We start from the raw sequence: 19,345 nt of genomic DNA, 5'->3' as shown, positions 1-19,345 counted from the left end.
TGCTGGTTAAAGGTGGGACAGTGGGACGGAGCAACGCAGACGGGGCTGTAACCCGTCCCACCACGTATATAGGCAGTGGGACGAGGTAGGACAAGCGGGAAATGGCGAGAGCCCTCAAGCAGCCTTACCCCACAGCAGCCCTTGAATGCTCAGGTGTGCTTGATGCAGCCGGTCATAGTAGGTCTGCCGACTGCAACCGCAGTGGGTGATTTTTTGATGCAGGAAACTGTCGCTGTTGCAGTAATGCTCACGCACGACCAACGCCAGCTCGGGTGCCAGGTGCTTGTTGACGATCAGCTCTATGTCGGCAGACTCATCCAGCAGAACACGGCTGCCCCGCGTACCGCGTATCAGCTCCCCTTTGCACTCCATCAGCATGGCGATCATATTCCCGCCTGCAGCGGTTCCACCCGACGCAGGGGAATGCAGGTCTTCAGCCCAAAGTTTCAACATCGCATCAATTCGTTTAATCATCGAAGCACGGCTCATCAAACTTCTCGACAACCAGATCTGACGAACGCCCCCATGCTGCCGGTTTCTTGTAGACCCATTGCCGCAAGCCGCTTTTCGACAGCACAGAAGAACGCGCCCGCTTCCATCCCAGGCGATGCATGATTGCGCCGACGCGCATCTGTTCTGGCTTGCCCCAATGCCCCGCATCCAGTTTCAAAGCGGTGCCCAGCAACTCGTTGCCGCTGGTGGTTTCACCGATCTGCGACTCTTCCAGCCAGTTCAGAATCAGCCCTTCCCACTCGTCGACCACGAACCGCTCGTCCTGTGCCTCGGCGAACATGGATGACTCGTCACGATTGACCCACCAGATCTCGCCTGCCTGAAAGCAAAACATCGCCTCAGCCCACAACTGATCACGCATTTCACGCAGCTGCTCAAGTTCGACCTTCGTACACGCAACAGGCCAGTAGCGTCGGTTGCCGGTCGCGTCCTTAAGGTATTCCTCTTGGTTGGTCGTACCCACGAAAACACACTGGCGTGGCACGTCGTTTGTTCTCCGGCCATAGCTTTCTCGGTAGGTGTCTGTCGAAGCAGAGAAGAACTGCTTGGCCTTGGTACTCTCGGCTTTGTTGAAGCTGTCCAGTTCACCCAGCTCGACAATCCACTTGCCACGAATGGCCTGAAAGCCATCCTTGTCGCCGAGCGCAAAGGGGGTGTCCATGAACCAGTCGCCCCCGAGGATACTCATGGCGGTTGATTTACCAGCGCCCTGTGCGCCTTCAAGAATCAACACCGAGTCAGCTTTACAGCCAGGCCGCATCACCCTTGCGACCGCCGAGATCATCCACCGCTTGCCGACCTTCTTGACGTACTCAGAGGGCTCTACCCCCATAACATCGATGAGCCATTGTTCCAGTCGCGGCACTTGATCCCACTCAAGCTTCTGCAGGTACTCACGCACTGGGTGGAACGCATGGTCGTGAGCGACAATGCTCACCGCCTCAATAACGCTAGAAGCTTTGACCCGAAGGTTGTAAACCTGAGCCAGCCACTTCATGACCCGCATATCATCGATATCGGCCCAGTCGCCAGTCCCACCGCCGTAGGGCGCGGCCCGCAACTTGACGATCTTGGAGCTGAATGCGCTGAAGCTGATCACTCCGGCCCAGCGTTCGTCGTTGCCGAGTATCAGTTCGATGTTCTGCATGTGAGCGATGAGCGCGCCGTTCTCACTGCGTGCCAACTGGTCTTTCCAACCGCCTGCCGCAGGTGGCCTGACGACCGCCAACACCTGACGGCGGACCGCCTCCAAGCCCTCTGCGACATGCAGATCATTGAAGTCAGTCCATTTGTCATGACGCTCAACCGAGAAGATAGGCGCAACCACCTGGCCACCAACGATCAGAGCCGCGTTGTTGGCCTTTTCTTCGCCAGGGTTCCAAGGCTGTCCATTCGGGCGTCTGGTTTTCCAATCATCGTCGCGGCAGATGATTATCGGTCGACCAGGGAGACGGTCACGCATCAGCTTCGCGACCGCGAGCAGGTTGCCTGCATCAAAAGCAATGGCGACTCCGTATGAAGTCGCCATGTGCAAGCTAGCGCCGGTGGCGTATCCCTCACAGATCAGTAACGGCTCACCAGGCTCAGGCTCAGGGCCGATCAAATGAAACGCCCCCTCCTTTGACATGCCATAGGGCCAGTAGGATTTGTCGCGCCCGGTATCCTGTTGCTTTTCCGGGTAGATCACTTGCAGGCCGACTATCTGATCGCGGGCGTTGCTCATCGGGACCAGCACAGCGCCTGAACGCGGCGCGTAATGAACACGAAACCCGACGATCTGCTTGCGATCCAGATAGGCGCTTTTGCCTTTATCAGGCATGCGTTTGAACATGCCCGCCGCCCGACTGGCCGCACGACGGGCAGCATTGGCGGCGACCTCAGCTGCGCGGCGCTTTGCGTCCTCCTGACGAGCGCGCATGACCTCACGCTCTTCAGGCGACATTCGTCCCGCTTTCACCTTGATCTTTTGTGTCTCACCCGAACGCCAGTCGCCAAAACTGCCGAAGATCAGCGACTCGTTCTTTTCGGTCCGATGCTCGTGAATGACATACCAACCGTTCTTTTCCTTTCCCTTGTCCTGGGATGTCTTACAACGGGTCAACTTGCCGAACACCAACGGTTGAGCAGGCTCAAGGCCATAGTCAGCGAATTGCCCCAGCACCTCATCGAGCATGACGGGCCTCACGCAATTCCAGCAGGGATTGGCAGGTCAGGCATTGCGTACAACCGGGCAAGGCCATCCGTCGTGCATCGGGAATAGCCTCTTCACAGGTTTCGCAAAAAAGAAACGAGTGAAGCGTGAGTACAGGTTTGGCCGCACGCCGAGCAGCGAGGGCTCGGTCTATGCGCTCTTGCACCAGGTCGTTAGCAAAGTCGGCAATGTCAGCCATGATCAGTACCCCGCGTCGTCTGATTGACGTAGGAGGCGCGGTTGAACAACCCGAGCAAGCCCTGAATGCTGCGAAACACCTGCAGACGTATCTCAGCCAGTTCCTGATCGCTCACGACACCGTCGCCGATGCTCTTTGCCCACGTCTCGGCAAGGTTCGCGACCTGATGAAAGTATTCTGCAATGCCAGTGGTCAACGTCTCCGGCATGTCGTTGGTATAAGCCTCTGCCAACTCCTGCCAAGTCGTATCACCGACCAAGGCATGCACTGCGTCCAGAATGCGCCGATCCTTGGTCAGCTCCAGGATCTCGCCGAACTCCTGAATGTTGACGGTGTGGCTTGGGTGAGTCGGTGAAAGCTTGTGTTGCAAGGTAGTGGGGTTTCTGCCGGTGGTGACAGCAATTGCAGCAGCGCCACCGGGATAGTCCCTTGCAGCATGGTAAAGGGCCAAGTCAAGCGGCAGGATTTCCCGCTGCGCCCGTTCAACACAACTCAGAGCAATTCGGCTCATGGCATTAATCCTTGTAAGTTGCCAGTGCCGCGCAGCATGTAGTGGTGATACATTTGCCGCGTGGCTTGAAAGGGTCCACACGCCGGTCTTACCGGCACCGTGCCGAGGCGAACGATCCGTCGTTCACCTCTGGCGCAACAGCTGCCCGCTCTGTGGTGGAAGAGGCAGCAACTCAAGGCATCCGTGCCTTAAAAACGCGGTGAAGACCGACGGATTGCATGTGGTGTGCCCGTCAACCTTGATCGCGGCCCGGCTCCGCTGTGGTGGCGTGTGCAGGGGGAAACGGGGGCGACTTTATGGTCGCCCTTTTTCTTTTGCCTATGCGGCCTCCGAAGCCAGAGCGGCGTCAGTGATCCCGAAATGCTCCAACACCTCATTCAGAGAGACATAGCCTTCACTCTCGCGCGCCAAGGACTTGAGCAGAGATACGCTAGGATCTTTGCTGGCATATTTGATGTGGATCCGAAGGTAGCTGACAGCTATCGAACAACGAGCTGCATAGGCCGACATTTCATCTGGTCCCATCTGGTGGATGTAGTCACGTAGCATCATCAAAATTACCCCCGCAGACAAAGTTAACCTACAGGGTTGTATTTTTCAATACCAAAAAGAAGATTCACCTCAAAGGTTAATCAGTAGACAATCACCGAATGAAGATTTCAGACACCAGGCTACAAAATTTTCGGCGAATACTGACCGAAAAACACCTTAAATTGGCCGACATCGCTGATCTGCTCGGCAAAGCTCCTGCGCAAATCAGCTCTTTCGGGGGCAGGAATCCAACCAAAGGGATTGGTAATCAGATTGCGAGAGAGATCGAGCACGCCCTAGGCCTTCACAACGGCTACCTTGACATGCCTTTCGGTGTCGGTGAATTTAACAATGCCACTGTCCTTAGTCACACCGGTCGAAAGCTTCCGGTCATAGGCTCAATTGCTGCTGGGGCATGGTGCGAATCCCAAGCAGGCTTTGATCACAACGATGCGGAAGAGTGGATTGATGCCCCAGGGCCAGTTGGACCACGGGCGTTTATTCTTCGGGTTGAAGGAATAAGCATGGAGCCTAAATTTTCGGAGGGGGATAAGATAGTAATCGATCCTTCTTTAGACGCTTTGCCAGGACATTTTGTAGCTGCCAAGAGAACAAGAGATCAGGCAGCAACTCTAAAGCAATTAAAACAAGAAGGGAGTGAAAGGTATCTGTTTGCTTTAAACCCAGACTGGCCCGAGCGCATCATCAAAATGACAGAGGAATGGACGATATGCGGTAGAGCAAGATGGAAAATCTCAGACCTATAACGTCCGCGCCTTTAGTCATCTAATAAGAGCCTCTATACTTTCTGTATGTATAGTTCGCCTGACCCTTAGATGCAAGGAGTGAGTTTTTAATATTTCCTTTTGAAGCTTTTGTATAGCAGGTGAAGAAATCGGGGATCTCGTACAAATTAGATATCCATACTTTTTACCTACCCGCTTGCTAAGAGCATTAGCAGAAATACTTAACTGCTTAACTCCTTCAAGCACATCAGAACCTTTCAGCTCTATAAAAACTTCTATGTTAGTCTCCTTATCCACAATCATCCAATCGCATCTTTTGCCTTCAATAACTAAACCCCCATCTACCTTTGTGCGCAAGAGCTCTCGCCTAGCCGGATTACTTATATGCATAACCGACCTTCTTTCACTAAAGGTCTCGATACTATTAGAAGTATTCGTAGTGCAATGACAAGTCATATTAGAAATCCATTTCATAGGTTGCTGAAGCATTGGCCTCTAGCTCAATGAGTTTTTCAAAGCGTGTAGAAAAATACTCGGAAGCCCCATCAATAGCGTCAGCCTGAATCAATTGGTACTCATCATCCATGATAGACGTTACAGCACCGTCAAGTACCATATATGCGGAGATATCCTCATATCGAATATGCTGCTCAGCAGGGATAACTTGATAGACGTCAGAGGCGTCATGCCCAGCAAACGCTCGCACTGCATTATCAGCTTGAATAAGGTTGTTGAAGGCGGTCAGTATGTAAGGGCTATGCGTAGTAATCACGAAATCACCATGATTAATTTCAGCATTGTAAGCTGCGGCAATCAACGATACCACTTGACCTTGAGCAATAGGGAACAAATGAGCTTCGGGCTCCTCTATCACGAAGCTTCTAACAAATGCTTTAGATGAAAGATAAGGCCAAGTCGATAGGACTATAGCCATTGGTAAAACCTCCTGCTGACCCGAACTGGAATGTGACAGGCCGATTCGGCCTCGCGACCCTAGAATCCAGTCTTGGCCTTTTTCATAAACATAGGTACCACAAATTAAATCCTCTACTGTTTTATGGACGCTCTTGGGCCGCCCCCTAGAAGCCTGCCTGAGAAAAGCTGAATCCCTTGTATTTTCGTATATCGAGCCAAATTCTTTAAGAAAAAAATCAATTGGAATGTTTGATGAAATGAAAGAAAACAGGCTTTTCTGTAAGTTTGCAAAAAAAGATCGACCCGCAGGAATATAAATTGTTTGCTCCAGCCTAGAGAATTTGCTGTCGCCGGATAGAACTGATGCCACAGCTTGCCGCACTAATCCTGTGGTGTTGGGCCGATTGCGGACCCCCATGTCTGAACCAAAGTCAACGTCCCTATCGGCCTTAGCCAATTTTCTACCAGCAGCAAGAGCCTTGTTTATGCTACCAGTGTAAGTTATCGAAAACTTGAATTTCGCCCCTACTCTTTCATTTTCAATAAAAATTGCTTAATCTTTATTATCATAAACAATCAAAAAAGCATTTTTCTCCCAAGCATATGCAGGGAAAATTTTCTCAAACTTTTCTTTGTTAGCCGAATCAAACTGTCTTTTATCATGCGCCTCTAGCGCACTATCAAACACATCTAAAGGAAACTCTTTAAAATAATAAATCAACTTCGAAATTATACTTTTACCCTGAGCCTGGGGCCCTATAAAAATATTAATTCTTAGAAGACGCATTCTCGCGTTTTTTATCGTAAGAAAATTGCTAATGCTTAAACTTTCCAAAATGTCTACCTTTCCGTATGTAGAATAGCCCCTACGATAAATTATTGCCCCTCGATACCACAAGAAAATTCAAAAGCAAGCCAGCGGAAATCGCACGCCCACGAAAAAGAAACCTTTTTGGTTGTTTTTTCTTGACTTGTTAACCCCATAGGTTAACTATTTGCCTACTCTTCCACCACAGAGCGAGGCAACACCATGCGTACCACGGCAACGCTGCACGTCCATCCCAAGGTCATGGACCCCATGCGCGTCTTCGAAGTTCGTCACCTAGCCAACATAGCGGGCTGTACCTTCGTAATCAGTAAGCCTAAAAAGCAAATCCCCAGACACCCTGCACCGCTCGATCCGAATGACGGAGGGCGCGCAGCATGAGCAGATACACGCTCGACGCCAAAACGCTGGCCTTGCTCAAAGCGCAGGCCAGGCTAACAGAAACGTTCAACCACACCATTCGCTCCGAAAAAAGCGGTGCTCTGCCCTTTCGTCTCAAGGTCGAACATGCCTCGGCGGAAACTCAGTTCAGGGTCGAGGTAGGCAACCAACGCCACTCCCTGACGCTGCCAAATACCCCGAAGATGCACCTCCAACTGGCAGCTTTCATCGAGGAGATAGCCAACGGCCAGCTCGATTTAGGCACATCTGCGACAAAGCGCTCCGATGGGAAATACAACGTCCTCGACGAGCAACTGAGTCTGCAAGTCTTCGATCTGGTACGCAGGGGCGGCATGCTCAGCCTGGACGTTGGGCTTGAACAGCCGATCCATGTCTCGATTCATCGCAATAGAACCCGAACAGCAGCTACAACCCTCATGACAATCGGAGTCAGGCAGCCCCGGACCAAGTGCTTCACGCTGTCTGGTCCAGATGCCGAAATCCATGAAAAAGTCGTTGAGTCCATCAATCACCTAGCCAGCATTGCGACTCCCGCGATGCAAGCGGCGTAGGAGGACTGATGGAACGCACCTTAGCTCAGACCGCCAAGCAACTTGGCATCAGCAGACCAAAGCTCATCGCCATGATGCGGGAAAAGGCACTGCTCAATGAACGGAACCTTCCCGCCTATCCAACACGGGACCGCGAGTACATGCGTGTCAAGGACAGTAGCTGGTTCCATCACCAGTTGGGCATGCAGTACAGCCAGTCAACCAAGGTGAAGCAGCCCGGCATACGCTGGCTCGCCGAACAACTGGGGCTGGCTGTGCCTGAAATACCGGCAGACAACCGTGACGTGGCCTAGGGAATACGCTCGCCAGATCGTCGCGCTGCATACGCGGGAGGAACGCAATGCAGCGCTTCTTGAGGTTCCTGAACACCTGCGCGAGCTCACCAAACGGCACTGCCTGAACAGCTGGAACCACCCCAAGCGGAGAAGACCGAATGAACCAAGAAGCGATTGACCATTTGCTGCTCGACTTGCTGCGCATTCCTCCAGAACAGCGCACTCAGAATGATGTTGCAACTGCTGTTGCTGACATCAACGCAGCCGCACTACTTGAAGCTGTTGCGGCAACGCCATTGCAGCAGGAGCAAATCAAGTTGCTGGCCATCACTGAGTTTTTGGCCTGCGCACTTCAAATGGTCGAAGCCCATGTCACGCTTGAACTACATCCTACTTCCCGATACCGGACGCCCCTCACCCTCACCATGCGTCGACCTGACGCGGGCTACGTGTTTGGACGCGGAGATACCGCACAAGAAGCCCTCATGGACATCCACGACTACATCCCCAATCCAAAAGAAGCTGCAGCATGAAGGACAACAGCCAGAATCCACTACGTCTGATGCCAGCACCGGAAGCGGCCACCGTTGAACTGCTGTATCGAACCTTCGGAGATGTACTCATCCCCCTGGACAAGCTGCGCGAGCAGTACTTCCGAAACCTCAACGAACGGTCGTTTGTAGCGGAGATTGAGAACGGGCGAATCCCGCTCCCGATCACCACCTTGGACACGAGCCGCAAAGCACCGAAGTTCGCGCACATTCGGCACGTCGCAGCTCTAATCGACATCCGCGCATACAAGGCCGATGAAGAGATGGGCAATTCTCAAACTGAATCCGACTCACCGACATAACCAAAACGGCTGCCACCACCAGCCGAGCAACCTCACCAGGAGCACACCACATGACTACGACTCAAATCTGCGTGTTCATCGGACTCATCATTTCAGCCGGCCTGCTTTTGTGGTTTGGCTACATGATAGGGCGTAGCGACGGCATCAAAGTTGGAATCACGCAAGCCGAGCAAGTACCCCGCGCACAAGACGTCTTGGCGATCCATGAGTTTGAAACATCACTAAGGCTGATGCGCACAGAGAATGAGCAATTGGCGCGACACTGCGAAAGACTCCAGCAGGGTATGGCGTTTGGTGCGCAGGAAAGAGACGCGCTGAACGAAATAGCCGAGAAACTGAGAATCGCTGCTGAGACCTTCAGCGCGTTTCGTACCGGCAAAAAGCTGGAGCGTGATTGCCTGACGCTCCGTCAGCAGGCGTTGCGAATGGCTGAAGCGCTCGTATCAGACCAGCAGGTGAACGCAGCATGAACCGACCTACCCGTCTGCTGCGGCTCAGCCCGCAAGCTGCTGGCGACCTGCACCAGCAGCACACCAAAGCTATTGCCGAACTCCGTGCTACGGCCCGCTTTAACAAAGAGCTGAACAATCGACTGAGGTCGATGATTGGCCCTGACGCTTTGCGCACCTTGCGCAAGGACGTCGAGAACGCACTGCTACTGGCCGATCTGGTCGAGGAGAATGACAAGGCGCACGTGCTTTACGTCGTCGGCACAAAACCAGAAGCGTCCGATGAATCAACTTGCAACCAAGCATCGGAGGAAAGCGGCAGTGATCGCTCACAGACTGACCACCAGCCGCAAGCCGCTTTGCTCCGCAACAGTAGTTGGAGCACCACGCAAAAAACAAACAGTCTCTGCTGCGCAGCAGCAGGCATTACTGCTATCCCCAGCAGCACCACCGAAGCGTCTGTACCCCACGAAAAGCTGCGCGAGGCAGACACTCATGATGCAACGCTAATCGCTCAAAATCGCCCGCCCGCGCAGCCTGTGGTGGGGGGTAAGGCCCTGTCGCAGATCTGTGCCAGACCGTTCCAGTCTGAATGTCCCGTGAAAGAGCTGTACCGCTTTCCCAACGATCATGAACCCAGCCTTTCAGACATTGGGCTGAGATGCACGAAGTGCGGCCTGCAGGCCAGCGCTACGGTCGCGAATGTGGTGAAGCCATGAGCCGCACGGGAGCGCGTGACAAAGCGCGCAGGCAACTTACCGAGACCATCGCAGTGTTGAGCGACAGCGTGGCCCTGCTCGGTAAGTCACGCACACTGGTCGGGAATATCGGTACTCCAGATGCAACTCAATACATTGCAGATTTGGATGCCTTTTGCGCCCGTGTCTTTCCTGGCCAAGTACACCAACACCCCGATAATTTGGCCGTCGACAACTTCGCTGCAGCCATGAAAACAAAGCTAGCCGAAGCTCGCGCTAAAGGTCTTCGTGGCTGGAGTGAAACCAGAGTGCAGGATAGAACGCTGGCAGAGATGTTGGTCGGGCATATTCCCAAGGGAAACCCTGGCAACTTCGAGGACATCGCCAACTTTGCGATGATGCTTCATCAGCGCGATGCCCACCCTAGGGAACTGACATTCGCCTATAACGCGATGCTCAGCACAATTCCAACCAGACGGGTTCAGGGCGGGTCCAGTAACATGGCCACGCCCAACACATCGATGGCTAAAGAGCGCCCCATACTATTCAACGGGCCGATGACGCACGCATTACTGGCAGGCCAGAAGACAGTAACGCGTCGGTTGGTGGAAACGCATCCCCGTACTCAACACACGGAGCTTGCCGAGGGACGTGGAGCGCAAACGGCAGGTGTACACACGCCTGATTGCCCTTACGGCCAGCCAGGTGACCGGCTTTGGGTACGCGAGACATGGATACCCTGCCCCGACGCCGGACATGAGTCCTGGAGCAACCACACCTTTAGTTACTCGGCGTGGGTGAGAACAGGCAAAAAAATCTGCGACGTTCCAGCAGCCCTTCGCAAACCGAGGCACTGCATCTACCGGATAGATGTAGCTGGTGACTCCTACGGTTTTAAATGGCGGCCCAGCATCCACATGCCGCGCTGGGCGTCCCGGATTCTGTTGGAAATAACAGATGTAAGAATCGAACGGCTGCAAGACATCACGCCGGAGCAAGCCATGGCCGAGGGAGTACTGAGCTGCCGTAACCATCTGGACCCAGATGGCATTGGTTACTCGGAAGAGGAGCTGTTCTCGATCCTATGGGTATCTCTCAACGGGCACAAGAACTGGAACGCCAACCCGTGGGTTTGGGTAGTTGAGTTCAAGCAGGTGAACCGCCCCGGGTTTCTCGGAGACCCTTTTGTTTGAGTCATGCCACCTGGGCAGACTCGGTGAGTTGCTGATAATAGATTGCTTCTGCTTCGACCGGTGGAATATGACCGATTGGCTCCAGCAGGCGGCGGTGATTGAACCAGTCCACCCATTTCAGGGTTTCCAGCTCCACCGCCCCCCGTGTGGGCCAAGAGCGTCGATGAATCACTTCAGCCTTGTAAAGACCATTGATGGTCTCAGCCAAAGCATTGTCGTAAGAGTCACCGACACTCCCGACCGATGGCTCAATACCGGCTTCGACAAGACGCTCGGTATAGCGAATGGACACGTACTGCACGCCACGGTCACTGTGGTGAATGAGTCCACCCTGCTTGACTGGGCGACGGGCGTAAAGGGCTTGCTCCAGTGCATCGAGTACAAAATCGGTACGCGCTGAACTGGACACCTTCCAACCGACGATGAATCGGGCAAAGACATCAATGATGAAGGCCACGTAAACAAAACCCTGCCAGGTACTGACGTAGGTAAAGTCCGATACCCATAGGGCGTTCGGGCACTCAGCCACAAACTGACGGTTGACATGATCCTGCGGGCACGGCCTGGCTTGGTCGCTGACCGTCGTCTTGACGGGCTTGCCGCGTACCACGCCTTGCAGGCCCAGCTCTCCCATCAGACGTTGCACCGTACAGCGGGCGACTTGCAGTCCGTCACGCAGCAATTGTCGCCAGACCTTGCGCACGCCATATACCTGGAAGTGCTCATCCCAGACTCGCTGGATGTGCTCACCCAGTTCCTGGTCACGCTGCGCACGCGCTGACTGCTGGCTGGGGTCAGCCTGCTGAGCAGCGTACCGGTAGTACGTCGACGGGGCGATTGGCAACACCTTGCAAATCGGCTCGACCCCGTAAGACTGGCGGTTTTCATCAATAAACGTCTTCATCGTTTGAATGGGCGGTCGAGCTCCGCCTGGGCAAAATAGGCTGAGGCCTTACGCAAGATCTCGTTAGCTTGACGCAACTGACGGTTCTCACGCTCCAAGAGCTTGACTCGCTCACGTTCGACTGTGCTCAGCCCATCACGCTGGCCGCTGTTGCGCTCAGATTGGCGAACCCACAGCCGTAATGTCTCGGGCGTGCAGCCGATCTTGGGGGCAATGGCACTGATGGTGGCCCACTGCGACTCGTACTCAGGAAGGTGTTCGAAAACCATCCTGATGGCCCGCTCACGGACCTCTGGGGAATACTTCGGTAGTTTTTTCATCGCTCCATCCTCTCAAAGGTTGGAGTCTCCGAGAAACCCGGGGCGGTTCACAGGTGAAGCCATGAATACATTTTTCCTACTCATGGCTCAGTACGAAGGCCAAGCAGTCATTCCGTTAGATCGCGTTTGTAAAGACTATATGCATTTGACGGTTGAAAAATTCAAACGAAAAAGACTTGATGGCGAGATCGATATCCCTGTGGTGCGCCTGGGAGCCGACAGTCAAAAAGCGGCCTTAGGTGTTCATCTAACAGACCTGGCTGATTACATTGATCGACAAAGAGAAAAGGCAGCAAAGGAGCAAAATCAGCTAATGGGCAGAGTGGCATAACATTCACGAGACGGACATCTGGGACTTCTTATACAGCCGCAATGATGCGGCTGTTGCAGCCTAAAGGCCTGCAAGTTGTTCATACAATCGATTGCGGGCGTCCACATCAGATTGAGGCTCACCCGGAAACGCTCCAGACGATGCCATTCTTTCAAAATGCTCAGTTTCAGGCTTGACAAAACCATTACTCAAACAATGATCTGACAGCCAACGGTACGTCTCACATGCCAGGTGATCTATGTGATCCCTAAAGTATTCGCGACCTATGCAAGCGTTACTTAAAATTAAAGACGCGCCCAAGCGTCGAGCCATGTCTTGTGAGTAAACAGGGAAGGTCTGCGCAAACCTCTCGGTTATATACTCCACCAAGGCGAGAATGTACATCAACATGTACGGCAATCTTGAATACAAAAAAGACCATTGAGTATGAGACTGCAAACCCGAAGAAAAAATAAAGTTTATGTTGTACTGCTCTGTTTTTATAGCTTTGTGATCGGTAAACAAATGCATTGCCTTATTACATACTCCATCAAAGCTGTCTTGCTCAGTTTTGTCATACCTCAACTTAGCCAAATATTCTGCATCAAAACGTCCTGACGCACCAATGAGATTTAGAACATTACTAATACGCCGAGAATGTCCCTCCACCCCACCCGCGTTCTGAGGACGCAATTTAGACGGATCATCAGCGATCAAGGCTGAAAAGGAATTTTTATCTAATACTATAGACTCCAATAAATAAAGACTTTCTTGGATCGGCTTCCTTAACAGCATAAATGATACAGCCAACTTTCCTTTCCTAGAGGCCTCGATTGCTTCGAAAATACAATGCAACATATCTGAAAGCACAGCCGGAAAAGCAAATGTCACAAGAACATCTGCTTCCTCCTCGATACGACCGCTCAGTCTGAGCCAGTCAATTAAATCATCAGCCTCATCAATCGCTTTTTTATCACGATCGCTTTCCAATATTATATCAGTGACGAATACCCCCTGCTTCATACCTGAAACCAGAAGCTGCGCCAGAACATCATGAATATCAAAACAAAGCTTGTACGCAGAATGAAAGATTTCGGGCAGCACAGTATTATGTTCTAAGAGCCTTTTCATTATTAAACCCCGACGCTTCGCTTGACTACTCTAATATCAGCTTCTTACTTTGAGCAGAGAAGCAATACAACTCTGCTCCACATTTTTTAGCAAATCAGTTATACCCTAGGTTCTCTTACCTACCTGATAACCGCAAGCTCTACCATAAGAGTTATGCTGGTTAAACCTCCTACACCAGCCTCGCCTTTCACATTTGTCACCTCTGCCTCACATGTGCAGGCCTATGCCTACCCAGCCCAGTAATACGGTGATTGCCACTATGATTAAAAAACGTATCGAACACCATGCTTCGAAGATACGCAAGCGGAAGTGTTCCACTGAAGCGCTCAGTGGCGCATTGGCCAGCTACAAGCGAGCAGCCGTTAGCTCATCACTACAAATTTGCTACACAAGCTCAAAAATCGATAGAAATTGCAGTATTTTCTGGGCTTTGCAGGTATATATGTCCAATCCATCACCGCGAAGCCACAGACGTTGGACGTTGGACGTTGGGAGACTCGCCGCGCAGCTCTCACGCTGTCACAGCAAGATTGCCTCCCAGCAGCCGGGAACAGAACGGAAGAACCAGGCACCGGGATGCCTCGAAGCCAGCCTAGGCCAACAGGCTCCATCAGCGCCGATCGATCTAGCCGCCCATCGCTTCCATATCAATAGTCGCTCAGTAAATGACCTATCTGGCAGATACAGGGAGACGCCCTGCTCATTCTGAGACGGAAAGGTACCCTGACAGCGAGTCTAAGATGAATTTACTGAGTGGCACTATGCTATCAACAAGGCTAATTTCTGCATTTTCAGCCTGCGCAATAATTACATTGGGGGTTGGGCTCGTAGGCTATACGGGCATAAGCAACCTGGGGGAAAGCGTTGACGGTGTCATAAGCAACAACCTGGTCTCCGTATATAAAACGAGCAACGCACGCGCGAACGCGGTCGCTCACTACCGCGACTTGCATCGTGCCTTATTATTCAAGTATGAAAAAGTAGATCAGGAAAAATACGATTCAGTTGTCCAATCTGTTGCCGACAACCAAAAAGAAGTAGAGCAGCTTTTCAGGGAGTATCGTCAAACACCATTAGCTGAAGACGAGCGCGCTGCGGGAGACCAGTTTGAAAAAGATTGGCCAGCCTATATTGAAGCTGGCAACAGCATGGTGGGGTTGACGACAAAAGGTGACCTGGAGGGGGCAGCTCGAATTTTTGAGCAGCGAGTTGATCCAGCTTACAAAGCTGTTAATGATGAACTGAAACTTATAGTCGCTTCAAACCTTCGTCAAAGTAACGAAGCAGGACCCGATGCGGATACCACTGCCAGCCGGGCCTACTGGTCGCTAGGCACCGGTGTAATCATCGCATTTATAGCTGCAATCGCCTTGGGCCTAATCGTTACACGCTCTATTACCCGACCGCTATCAGCAGCGCTGCGTGCTGCGAAGCAGGTTGCAAGTGGAGATCTTTCACACTCAATTGATGCGCGCGGGAAAGATGAGATAGGCATCTTACTGAACGCGCTTAGCACAATGCAGCTTAACCTTAGGGCCACGATCAAGGAAATTGGCAGTGCGGCCGATCAGCTCGCATCCGCATCTGAAGAGTTGAATGCTGTCACCGAGGAAAGCTCTCGGGGTCTTGTCCGCCAAAATGACGAAATTCAGCAGGCGGCCACCGCGGTTAACGAAATGACAGCAGCGGTAGAAGAAGTTGCTCGCAACGCTACTGACGCTTCCGTAGCCTCTGAGCAGACGAGCCGCAGCGCCACAGAGGGGCGCGATAAAGTGAAAAACGCCGTCGAATCGGTCGGTGCAATGGCAGACAAGATCTCTGATTCAACTGGCAAGGTTGAAGTGCTCGCACAGCGTGTCAACGAAATCACGAAGATACTCGCAGTCATACAGTCGATCGCGCAACAGACCAACCTCCTCGCCCTTAACGCAGCGATTGAGGCAGCCCGAGCTGGCGAACAAGGGCGAGGGTTTGCTGTCGTTGCAGATGAGGTCCGTGCGCTTGCGCACCGGACTCAAGCGTCAACTGCAGATATCGAGGCAATGATGGACCAGGTCCGTACAGGCGCTGAGGAGGCTGTTTCCGCGATGAACAACAGTAAAACTCTCGCTGATGAGACGCGCAAACAGGCTGCCGAAGCAGGCGAGGCGCTGGATCGAATCACCGAGGGCGTTTCAACGATAAACGAAAAAAACCTTGTAATCGCGAGCGCGGCTGAGGAACAGGCCCACGTTGCGCGTGAAGTAGATCGCAACCTAGTCAATATTCAAGATCTTTCCACTCAGACAGCTACAGGAGCGAATCAGACAAATGCCTCAAGCTCTGAGCTTTCACGACTTGCTTCATCCTTTGGAGTACTAGTTGGAAAATTCAAAACTTGATCCGGGTTTACTCTTTTGCCGAATACGCATGTGGTGTGGCAGCGGCGACCTAAGAATCATGATTTCTTCTAAGGATTTCGGGGCTCATGATCGTGGCAAATTTGCTACATTCTGAACCATAGCCCATTCCAACCCCTTTAAAATCTGGGCCTACGTGCAGGGTAGGTCCAATCCATCATCGGGGCGACGGAGAAGCGGCGGGACAGTGTGGTGGCTGATTGGCTAATGGTTGTAGGGGTTTCGTGGTTTTCAGTTGTCATGTGAATTGATCTTTTATGCAGCCGCTCCTACCCGGGTTGATTCATTTTCAGCAAGCGGTCGTCACAATGTAGCAATCGACGCTGGAAATGTTGCAATTTGAGATGGGTACGATCACAGCACGTAAACGCGAAGGTAAAACCACTGGTCTCACGGCGCAGATACGGATTGTCAGGAATGCGCGGCAGTTTAACAGGAAGGCAGGCTGTGGAGTGCAGTAGGTGGCTTAGGTCAAGGGCCAGTGGGGATAGAAGTCAAATTCTGCTCGATATCTCAAATGGTAACTGCTGGCGTTTATCCTTGCGCAGCTTGGTGGGCGCAGCCGGTTACTGGCGAGGAGGTATGTACGAAACCGGAAGTTCGTTATGAAGAAGTCTGACGTCGAGGTGATATGAGCATCACGTCAGAAGTTCATAGCAATCTGCGCCCTCATCGGCATGCGTACCAAAACGGTCTAACCAGGTATTCAGCGTGCAAAGAAGGAGTAGATCAATGATTCGCATGGCGCGCCCCTCTGACGCAAAGGCCATTGCCCAGGTGCATGTCAGCAGTTGGCAAGACGCATACCGTGACCTGATGCCGGCCGAATACTTGAATTCGCTGGAAGCGAATCTGGCTCAGCGTGAATCATTTTGGGTTCGCTCGATTGAATCGGGCGAGCCTTGCGTATTGGTCGCGGAGTTGAACGAGCAGGTGGTCGGCTGGATATCAGTCGGTGCCAGCCGTGACGAAGATATCACCGGGGGAAACGCAGGCGAGGTCATGTCCATCTACGTCCTGGCCAGGTATTGGCAAACTGGCGTCGGGTCAGCCTTGTGGGAAGCTGGCCTGCAGTACTTGGTGAAGCAAGGGTATCAGCGCTTAACGCTTTGGGTGTTGACCCGCAATGAAAGAGCTATCCGGTTTTATCGCAAGGCAGGATGCGTTGAGCAGGCAGGGAGTGAGCGCAACCTCGAGCGTGGGGGTGTGGCGCTGGTAGAGGTGAGGTATGAGTTGCCCTTTAGTCGGTCACGTTAGACGAGACGGAAGCTACCCGGACAACTACTACACGGCGGCACCGTACAAAGGCTTTTACGCGAAGACGCAGTCGATCGAGAAAGACAGATGACACAAGCGCCATCTGTCGGGGGCTCACTCCGCATTCAGCGGAATAAACACCGCAAACGTAGTTCCCAGATCCGCTTTTGATGTCACTTCAATACGCCCGCCATGGGCATCGACGATCTTGGCGACGATGAACAAGCCAAGCCCAAGGCTTGAGTAGGGACCGTTGTCAGTCATTTTCTCGGGCGAGTAGCGATCCATCGGGTTGAAGATAAAAGGAAGCACGTCTTCGGGAATTGGACTGCCTGTGTTGTGCACGGTGAACTGAAGTGTGCCGTCAGAAGCTGCCAGCGTTACCTCGACAGGGTCGCGGCTGTTGCCGTGTTGTATGGCATTGCCAATGAGGTTCGAGAAGACCTGCTCCAGGCGATCACCATCAAAATTGCCAATGACCGGATCGTTGGAAGTGAGGTGAATATCCGCCTCTGGATTGACCGTACGCGATTCGTCAACGATGCGAGCACAGACGGGCTGGATGTCTGTCTGAGTCTTTTTCAACGGAATGCCGGGACCGATCTGTGACCGTGTGAAGTCGAGCAGATCGCCAACGATCTGATTGGCTCGTTTCACGCTTGAGTAGATCCTTGATGCCACCTTGGTCGGCCGCGCGCCCAGGTCATTGGTACGCAACAGCACGTCTGCACCCAGCAATATGGCACTTAACGGTGTACGCAAGTCGTGCCCGAGGATGCCCAGAAAGATATTGCGCGAGGCCTGAACCGCACCGGTATAGCTGGAGATGGATTCCGCGAGAGCCTGATCTATTGCTTCGTTGAAGCGGATCATGTCCTCCATCTGCTGCTGGGTGTCCGAGGTCGCGCGCATCATCCATTGTTTTATCACGCTCGCGCGTAACGCTCGAAACTCCGAGACCACCTGATCGATGGTGAAACCTGACATCAATCGAGTGATCGCATGGCTTTTCGCCGCGGTGTCTTCTTGCGATACGACCTGGCCCTGAGATTTTTCGACCTGTTGCTGCGACGACTGATCAGTCCTCAAATCGGTGGCAATGGCTCGAAGCATCTGCTCGGCGTGATCTCTGAGCTCCTTGGTATCCAGAGGCTCGCCGAGCGTGGACATGGTGCGCGCGAAGTCGGTCCACTCCAGTACAATAGGCTCGATGTTCTCAAGGATGAAGCCCGATAACCGCATAGCAATTAAAACCCGAAAATGAACCCCGCGAATTGCAGATTCGTGGGGCGAGTTAAACACCAACTCCGATCAAAAAGACGGATACATTTGTTAAATGAATTTCACGCAGACCAGAAAAATATCGAGGCCCGGAGCTAATCGGAAAGCGCTTGTAAACGAGCCTGAACTGCGTCGTCAAAAATGATGTAGAGCGCCTCGGCATCGGCGGGACGCAGCTTTCTGCTTGTCTCAAGACCGTGAATGTATTCGATCTGCAACGCCCCTTCGGCCTCCACGTCAGCGCGGGTGCTGGTTGCCTCGAGCGCTCTTACCAGATCACTGATAGCCCCCTGGACAGCCTTGGGGAGCCGTAACTGGTCAAGTTGTTCCTGCATTCGCTCAATTTCCGGGTTAAAACCATAGGGTCGGCAGCAGATCACGGTGAAGCGTGCAATGCAAGGCCATGAGCCCGATCATCGATGAGCTGAAGAGGCGGTGCGCCCTTCAAGAAGGTTTTTCAGGCTGTAGGTCACCACACCCAGAATGATCAGGTCGTCGTGGTCAGTGACATGCAGTGGTGGATAATCCGGGTGTTCGGACTTGAGGATCACGACGTCGCCACGCATGTGCAAACGCCGACACATCTGCCTTGCGTTGAGTGAGGCGACGACGATGTCACCGTGCTCGGCGTACTGACTACGGTCGACAACCAGCATGTCACCGGTGCGCATGCCGCCTCCCTGCATCCCTTCATCCTCGACCCTGGCCAGATAAACGTGCGGCTCACGGACCTCACAAAGCTCTGCGATAGAGACATGCTTCTCGACCACTGACGACCTGGAGCCGACGGATGACAAGGATAGCAAAGGGAGCTTGATGCCCTCTGCCGACAAGGGGCCAAGGAATGTGACACTCATGGGGCGAGCCTTTTATGATTAACTGTATACATA

The 19,345-nt window shown here is 52.9% G+C and carries 22 protein-coding genes, 1 pseudogene and 1 other annotated feature; of the genes and pseudogenes, 12 read left to right on the top strand and 11 right to left on the bottom strand.

The genetic code is table 11. From position 1 onward, the window contains the following. Positions 1–114 precede the first annotated feature (114 nt). The 4 genes from AC4ANE_RS10730 to AC4ANE_RS10715 are packed head-to-tail and all read right to left on the bottom strand — an operon-like array spanning position 115 to position 3,414. The gene (locus tag AC4ANE_RS10730) at positions 115–474 is read right to left on the bottom strand and encodes a PA0613 family protein (RefSeq protein ID WP_011104541.1); all 360 of its coding nucleotides are present in this window, start codon (positions 472–474) and stop codon (positions 115–117) included. Next, positions 467–2,686, bottom strand: coding sequence for a VapE domain-containing protein (locus tag AC4ANE_RS10725; RefSeq protein ID WP_460408900.1), 2,220 nt, complete (start codon positions 2,684–2,686; stop codon positions 467–469). The genes AC4ANE_RS10730 and AC4ANE_RS10725 overlap by 8 nt, the downstream gene beginning before the upstream one ends. Then, positions 2,676–2,903 (bottom strand): TraR/DksA family transcriptional regulator, encoded by a 228-nt coding sequence (locus AC4ANE_RS10720; RefSeq protein WP_460408899.1) that lies wholly within the window; start codon positions 2,901–2,903, stop codon positions 2,676–2,678. Before AC4ANE_RS10720 ends, AC4ANE_RS10725 begins: the two co-directional genes overlap by 11 nt. After that, complete coding sequence (locus AC4ANE_RS10715; protein ID WP_004881083.1) at positions 2,896–3,414, bottom strand: phage regulatory CII family protein; 519 nt, start codon at positions 3,412–3,414, stop codon at positions 2,896–2,898. Before AC4ANE_RS10715 ends, AC4ANE_RS10720 begins: the two co-directional genes overlap by 8 nt. Before the next feature lie 650 nt (positions 3,415–4,064). On the opposite strand from AC4ANE_RS10715, the gene AC4ANE_RS10710 reads away from it, so the two are divergent. Continuing rightward, complete coding sequence (locus tag AC4ANE_RS10710; RefSeq protein WP_460408897.1) at positions 4,065–4,712, top strand: LexA family protein; 648 nt, start codon at positions 4,065–4,067, stop codon at positions 4,710–4,712. 436 nt (positions 4,713–5,148) lie between these two features. Here the strand turns inward: AC4ANE_RS10710 and AC4ANE_RS10705 are convergent, their stop codons facing one another. After that, the gene (locus tag AC4ANE_RS10705; protein WP_460408896.1) at positions 5,149–6,063 is read right to left on the bottom strand and encodes an AAA family ATPase; all 915 of its coding nucleotides are present in this window, start codon (positions 6,061–6,063) and stop codon (positions 5,149–5,151) included. A gap of 96 nt (positions 6,064–6,159) precedes the next feature. After that, a complete protein-coding gene (locus tag AC4ANE_RS10700; protein ID WP_460408894.1) occupies positions 6,160–6,441 on the bottom strand; it encodes a hypothetical protein in 282 nt (93 codons plus the stop codon). A gap of 368 nt (positions 6,442–6,809) precedes the next feature. Between AC4ANE_RS10700 and AC4ANE_RS10695 the strand changes: the two genes are divergently transcribed. From AC4ANE_RS10695 to AC4ANE_RS10665, 7 genes are all read left to right on the top strand, one after another. Next, positions 6,810–7,385, top strand: coding sequence for a hypothetical protein (locus tag AC4ANE_RS10695; protein WP_460408893.1), 576 nt, complete (start codon positions 6,810–6,812; stop codon positions 7,383–7,385). An 8-nt stretch (positions 7,386–7,393) separates the two neighbouring features. Then, entirely contained in the window at positions 7,394–7,678 is a 285-nt protein-coding gene (locus AC4ANE_RS10690) for a phage antirepressor KilAC domain-containing protein (protein WP_154972066.1), read from the top strand. A 140-nt stretch (positions 7,679–7,818) separates the two neighbouring features. Further along, a complete protein-coding gene (locus tag AC4ANE_RS10685; protein WP_460408892.1) occupies positions 7,819–8,193 on the top strand; it encodes a hypothetical protein in 375 nt (124 codons plus the stop codon). After that, positions 8,190–8,513: a pyocin activator PrtN family protein gene (locus AC4ANE_RS10680; protein WP_024690320.1), complete on the top strand. Its 324-nt coding sequence runs from the start codon at positions 8,190–8,192 to the stop codon at positions 8,511–8,513. The genes AC4ANE_RS10685 and AC4ANE_RS10680 overlap by 4 nt, the downstream gene beginning before the upstream one ends. Positions 8,514–8,563: 50 nt before the next feature. Then, positions 8,564–8,983: a hypothetical protein gene (locus tag AC4ANE_RS10675; RefSeq protein ID WP_460408890.1), complete on the top strand. Its 420-nt coding sequence runs from the start codon at positions 8,564–8,566 to the stop codon at positions 8,981–8,983. Next, positions 8,980–9,681: a hypothetical protein gene (locus tag AC4ANE_RS10670; protein ID WP_460408889.1), complete on the top strand. Its 702-nt coding sequence runs from the start codon at positions 8,980–8,982 to the stop codon at positions 9,679–9,681. Before AC4ANE_RS10675 ends, AC4ANE_RS10670 begins: the two co-directional genes overlap by 4 nt. Then, positions 9,678–10,853 (top strand): hypothetical protein, encoded by a 1,176-nt coding sequence (locus AC4ANE_RS10665; protein ID WP_460408888.1) that lies wholly within the window; start codon positions 9,678–9,680, stop codon positions 10,851–10,853. Before AC4ANE_RS10670 ends, AC4ANE_RS10665 begins: the two co-directional genes overlap by 4 nt. Before the next feature lies 1 nt (position 10,854). On the opposite strand, the gene AC4ANE_RS10660 is transcribed toward AC4ANE_RS10665, so the two are convergent. After that, a protein-coding gene (locus tag AC4ANE_RS10660) for an IS3-like element IS51 family transposase (protein WP_095178853.1) occupies positions 10,855–12,077 on the bottom strand; the annotation gives its coding sequence in 2 pieces (ribosomal slippage) (positions 10,855–11,792 and positions 11,792–12,077; 1,224 coding nt in all). Beyond that, positions 11,683–11,799: a sequence feature (AL1L pseudoknot), on the bottom strand. It overlaps the preceding gene by 117 nt. 61 nt (positions 12,078–12,138) lie before the next feature. On the opposite strand from AC4ANE_RS10660, the gene AC4ANE_RS10655 reads away from it, so the two are divergent. Next, positions 12,139–12,408, top strand: a complete 270-nt coding sequence (locus tag AC4ANE_RS10655) for a pyocin activator PrtN family protein (RefSeq protein WP_460408887.1) — start codon at positions 12,139–12,141, stop codon at positions 12,406–12,408. A 60-nt stretch (positions 12,409–12,468) separates the two neighbouring features. On the opposite strand, the gene AC4ANE_RS10650 is transcribed toward AC4ANE_RS10655, so the two are convergent. After that, entirely contained in the window at positions 12,469–13,518 is a 1,050-nt protein-coding gene (locus tag AC4ANE_RS10650) for a hypothetical protein (protein ID WP_460408885.1), read from the bottom strand. Positions 13,519–14,183: 665 nt separating this feature from the next. On the opposite strand from AC4ANE_RS10650, the pseudogene AC4ANE_RS10645 reads away from it, so the two are divergent. The 3 genes and pseudogenes from AC4ANE_RS10645 to AC4ANE_RS10635 form a co-directional block, all read left to right on the top strand. Then, a pseudogene (locus tag AC4ANE_RS10645) lies at positions 14,184–15,044 on the top strand (MCP four helix bundle domain-containing protein); the annotation flags it as partial. Beyond that, the gene (locus AC4ANE_RS10640) at positions 15,036–15,899 is read left to right on the top strand and encodes a methyl-accepting chemotaxis protein (RefSeq protein WP_371904465.1); all 864 of its coding nucleotides are present in this window, start codon (positions 15,036–15,038) and stop codon (positions 15,897–15,899) included. The pseudogene AC4ANE_RS10645 and the gene AC4ANE_RS10640, both read left to right, overlap by 9 nt. Positions 15,900–16,649: 750 nt before the next feature. Beyond that, positions 16,650–17,174, top strand: coding sequence for a GNAT family N-acetyltransferase (locus AC4ANE_RS10635; RefSeq protein WP_005734080.1), 525 nt, complete (start codon positions 16,650–16,652; stop codon positions 17,172–17,174). A 114-nt stretch (positions 17,175–17,288) separates the two neighbouring features. On the opposite strand, the gene AC4ANE_RS10630 is transcribed toward AC4ANE_RS10635, so the two are convergent. The 3 genes from AC4ANE_RS10630 to AC4ANE_RS10620 form a co-directional block, all read right to left on the bottom strand. Next, a complete protein-coding gene (locus tag AC4ANE_RS10630) occupies positions 17,289–18,416 on the bottom strand; it encodes a sensor histidine kinase (protein WP_002552904.1) in 1,128 nt (375 codons plus the stop codon). Positions 18,417–18,550: 134 nt separating this feature from the next. After that, positions 18,551–18,790 (bottom strand): hypothetical protein, encoded by a 240-nt coding sequence (locus AC4ANE_RS10625; protein ID WP_002552903.1) that lies wholly within the window; start codon positions 18,788–18,790, stop codon positions 18,551–18,553. A 78-nt stretch (positions 18,791–18,868) separates the two neighbouring features. Further along, positions 18,869–19,312 carry a S24 family peptidase gene (locus AC4ANE_RS10620; protein ID WP_002552902.1) on the bottom strand — a complete coding sequence of 148 codons (444 nt, stop codon included), beginning with the start codon at positions 19,310–19,312 and terminating at the stop codon, positions 18,869–18,871. Between the last annotated feature and the right edge of the window lie 33 nt (positions 19,313–19,345).

The organism is Pseudomonas sp. Pme6b (assembly GCF_058129925.1).
Note: the sequence above shows the minus strand (reverse complement) of the source record. Positions and strands in the feature narration are given on the sequence as shown.

Bases quoted from the DNA above. Each gene is read 5' to 3' on its own strand.
- AC4ANE_RS10665 (WP_460408888.1), top strand. From the start codon at position 9,678: ATGAGCCGCACGGGAGCGCGTGACAAAGCGCGCAGGCAACTTACCGAG.
- AC4ANE_RS10725 (WP_460408900.1), bottom strand. From the start codon at position 2,686: ATGCTCGATGAGGTGCTGGGGCAATTCGCTGACTATGGCCTTGAGCCT.
- AC4ANE_RS10620 (WP_002552902.1), bottom strand. From the start codon at position 19,312: ATGAGTGTCACATTCCTTGGCCCCTTGTCGGCAGAGGGCATCAAGCTC.
- AC4ANE_RS10690 (WP_154972066.1), top strand. From the start codon at position 7,394: ATGGAACGCACCTTAGCTCAGACCGCCAAGCAACTTGGCATCAGCAGA.
- AC4ANE_RS10670 (WP_460408889.1), top strand. From the start codon at position 8,980: ATGAACCGACCTACCCGTCTGCTGCGGCTCAGCCCGCAAGCTGCTGGC.
- AC4ANE_RS10650 (WP_460408885.1), bottom strand. From the start codon at position 13,518: ATGAAAAGGCTCTTAGAACATAATACTGTGCTGCCCGAAATCTTTCAT.
- AC4ANE_RS10630 (WP_002552904.1), bottom strand. From the start codon at position 18,416: ATGCGGTTATCGGGCTTCATCCTTGAGAACATCGAGCCTATTGTACTG.
- AC4ANE_RS10640 (WP_371904465.1), top strand. From the start codon at position 15,036: ATGCAGCTTAACCTTAGGGCCACGATCAAGGAAATTGGCAGTGCGGCC.
- AC4ANE_RS10710 (WP_460408897.1), top strand. From the start codon at position 4,065: ATGAAGATTTCAGACACCAGGCTACAAAATTTTCGGCGAATACTGACC.
- AC4ANE_RS10730 (WP_011104541.1), bottom strand. From the start codon at position 474: ATGATTAAACGAATTGATGCGATGTTGAAACTTTGGGCTGAAGACCTG.
- AC4ANE_RS10695 (WP_460408893.1), top strand. From the start codon at position 6,810: ATGAGCAGATACACGCTCGACGCCAAAACGCTGGCCTTGCTCAAAGCG.
- AC4ANE_RS10685 (WP_460408892.1), top strand. From the start codon at position 7,819: ATGAACCAAGAAGCGATTGACCATTTGCTGCTCGACTTGCTGCGCATT.
- AC4ANE_RS10635 (WP_005734080.1), top strand. From the start codon at position 16,650: ATGATTCGCATGGCGCGCCCCTCTGACGCAAAGGCCATTGCCCAGGTG.
- AC4ANE_RS10625 (WP_002552903.1), bottom strand. From the start codon at position 18,790: ATGCAGGAACAACTTGACCAGTTACGGCTCCCCAAGGCTGTCCAGGGG.
- AC4ANE_RS10655 (WP_460408887.1), top strand. From the start codon at position 12,139: ATGAATACATTTTTCCTACTCATGGCTCAGTACGAAGGCCAAGCAGTC.
- AC4ANE_RS10720 (WP_460408899.1), bottom strand. From the start codon at position 2,903: ATGGCTGACATTGCCGACTTTGCTAACGACCTGGTGCAAGAGCGCATA.
- AC4ANE_RS10675 (WP_460408890.1), top strand. From the start codon at position 8,564: ATGACTACGACTCAAATCTGCGTGTTCATCGGACTCATCATTTCAGCC.
- AC4ANE_RS10680 (WP_024690320.1), top strand. From the start codon at position 8,190: ATGAAGGACAACAGCCAGAATCCACTACGTCTGATGCCAGCACCGGAA.
- AC4ANE_RS10715 (WP_004881083.1), bottom strand. From the start codon at position 3,414: ATGAGCCGAATTGCTCTGAGTTGTGTTGAACGGGCGCAGCGGGAAATC.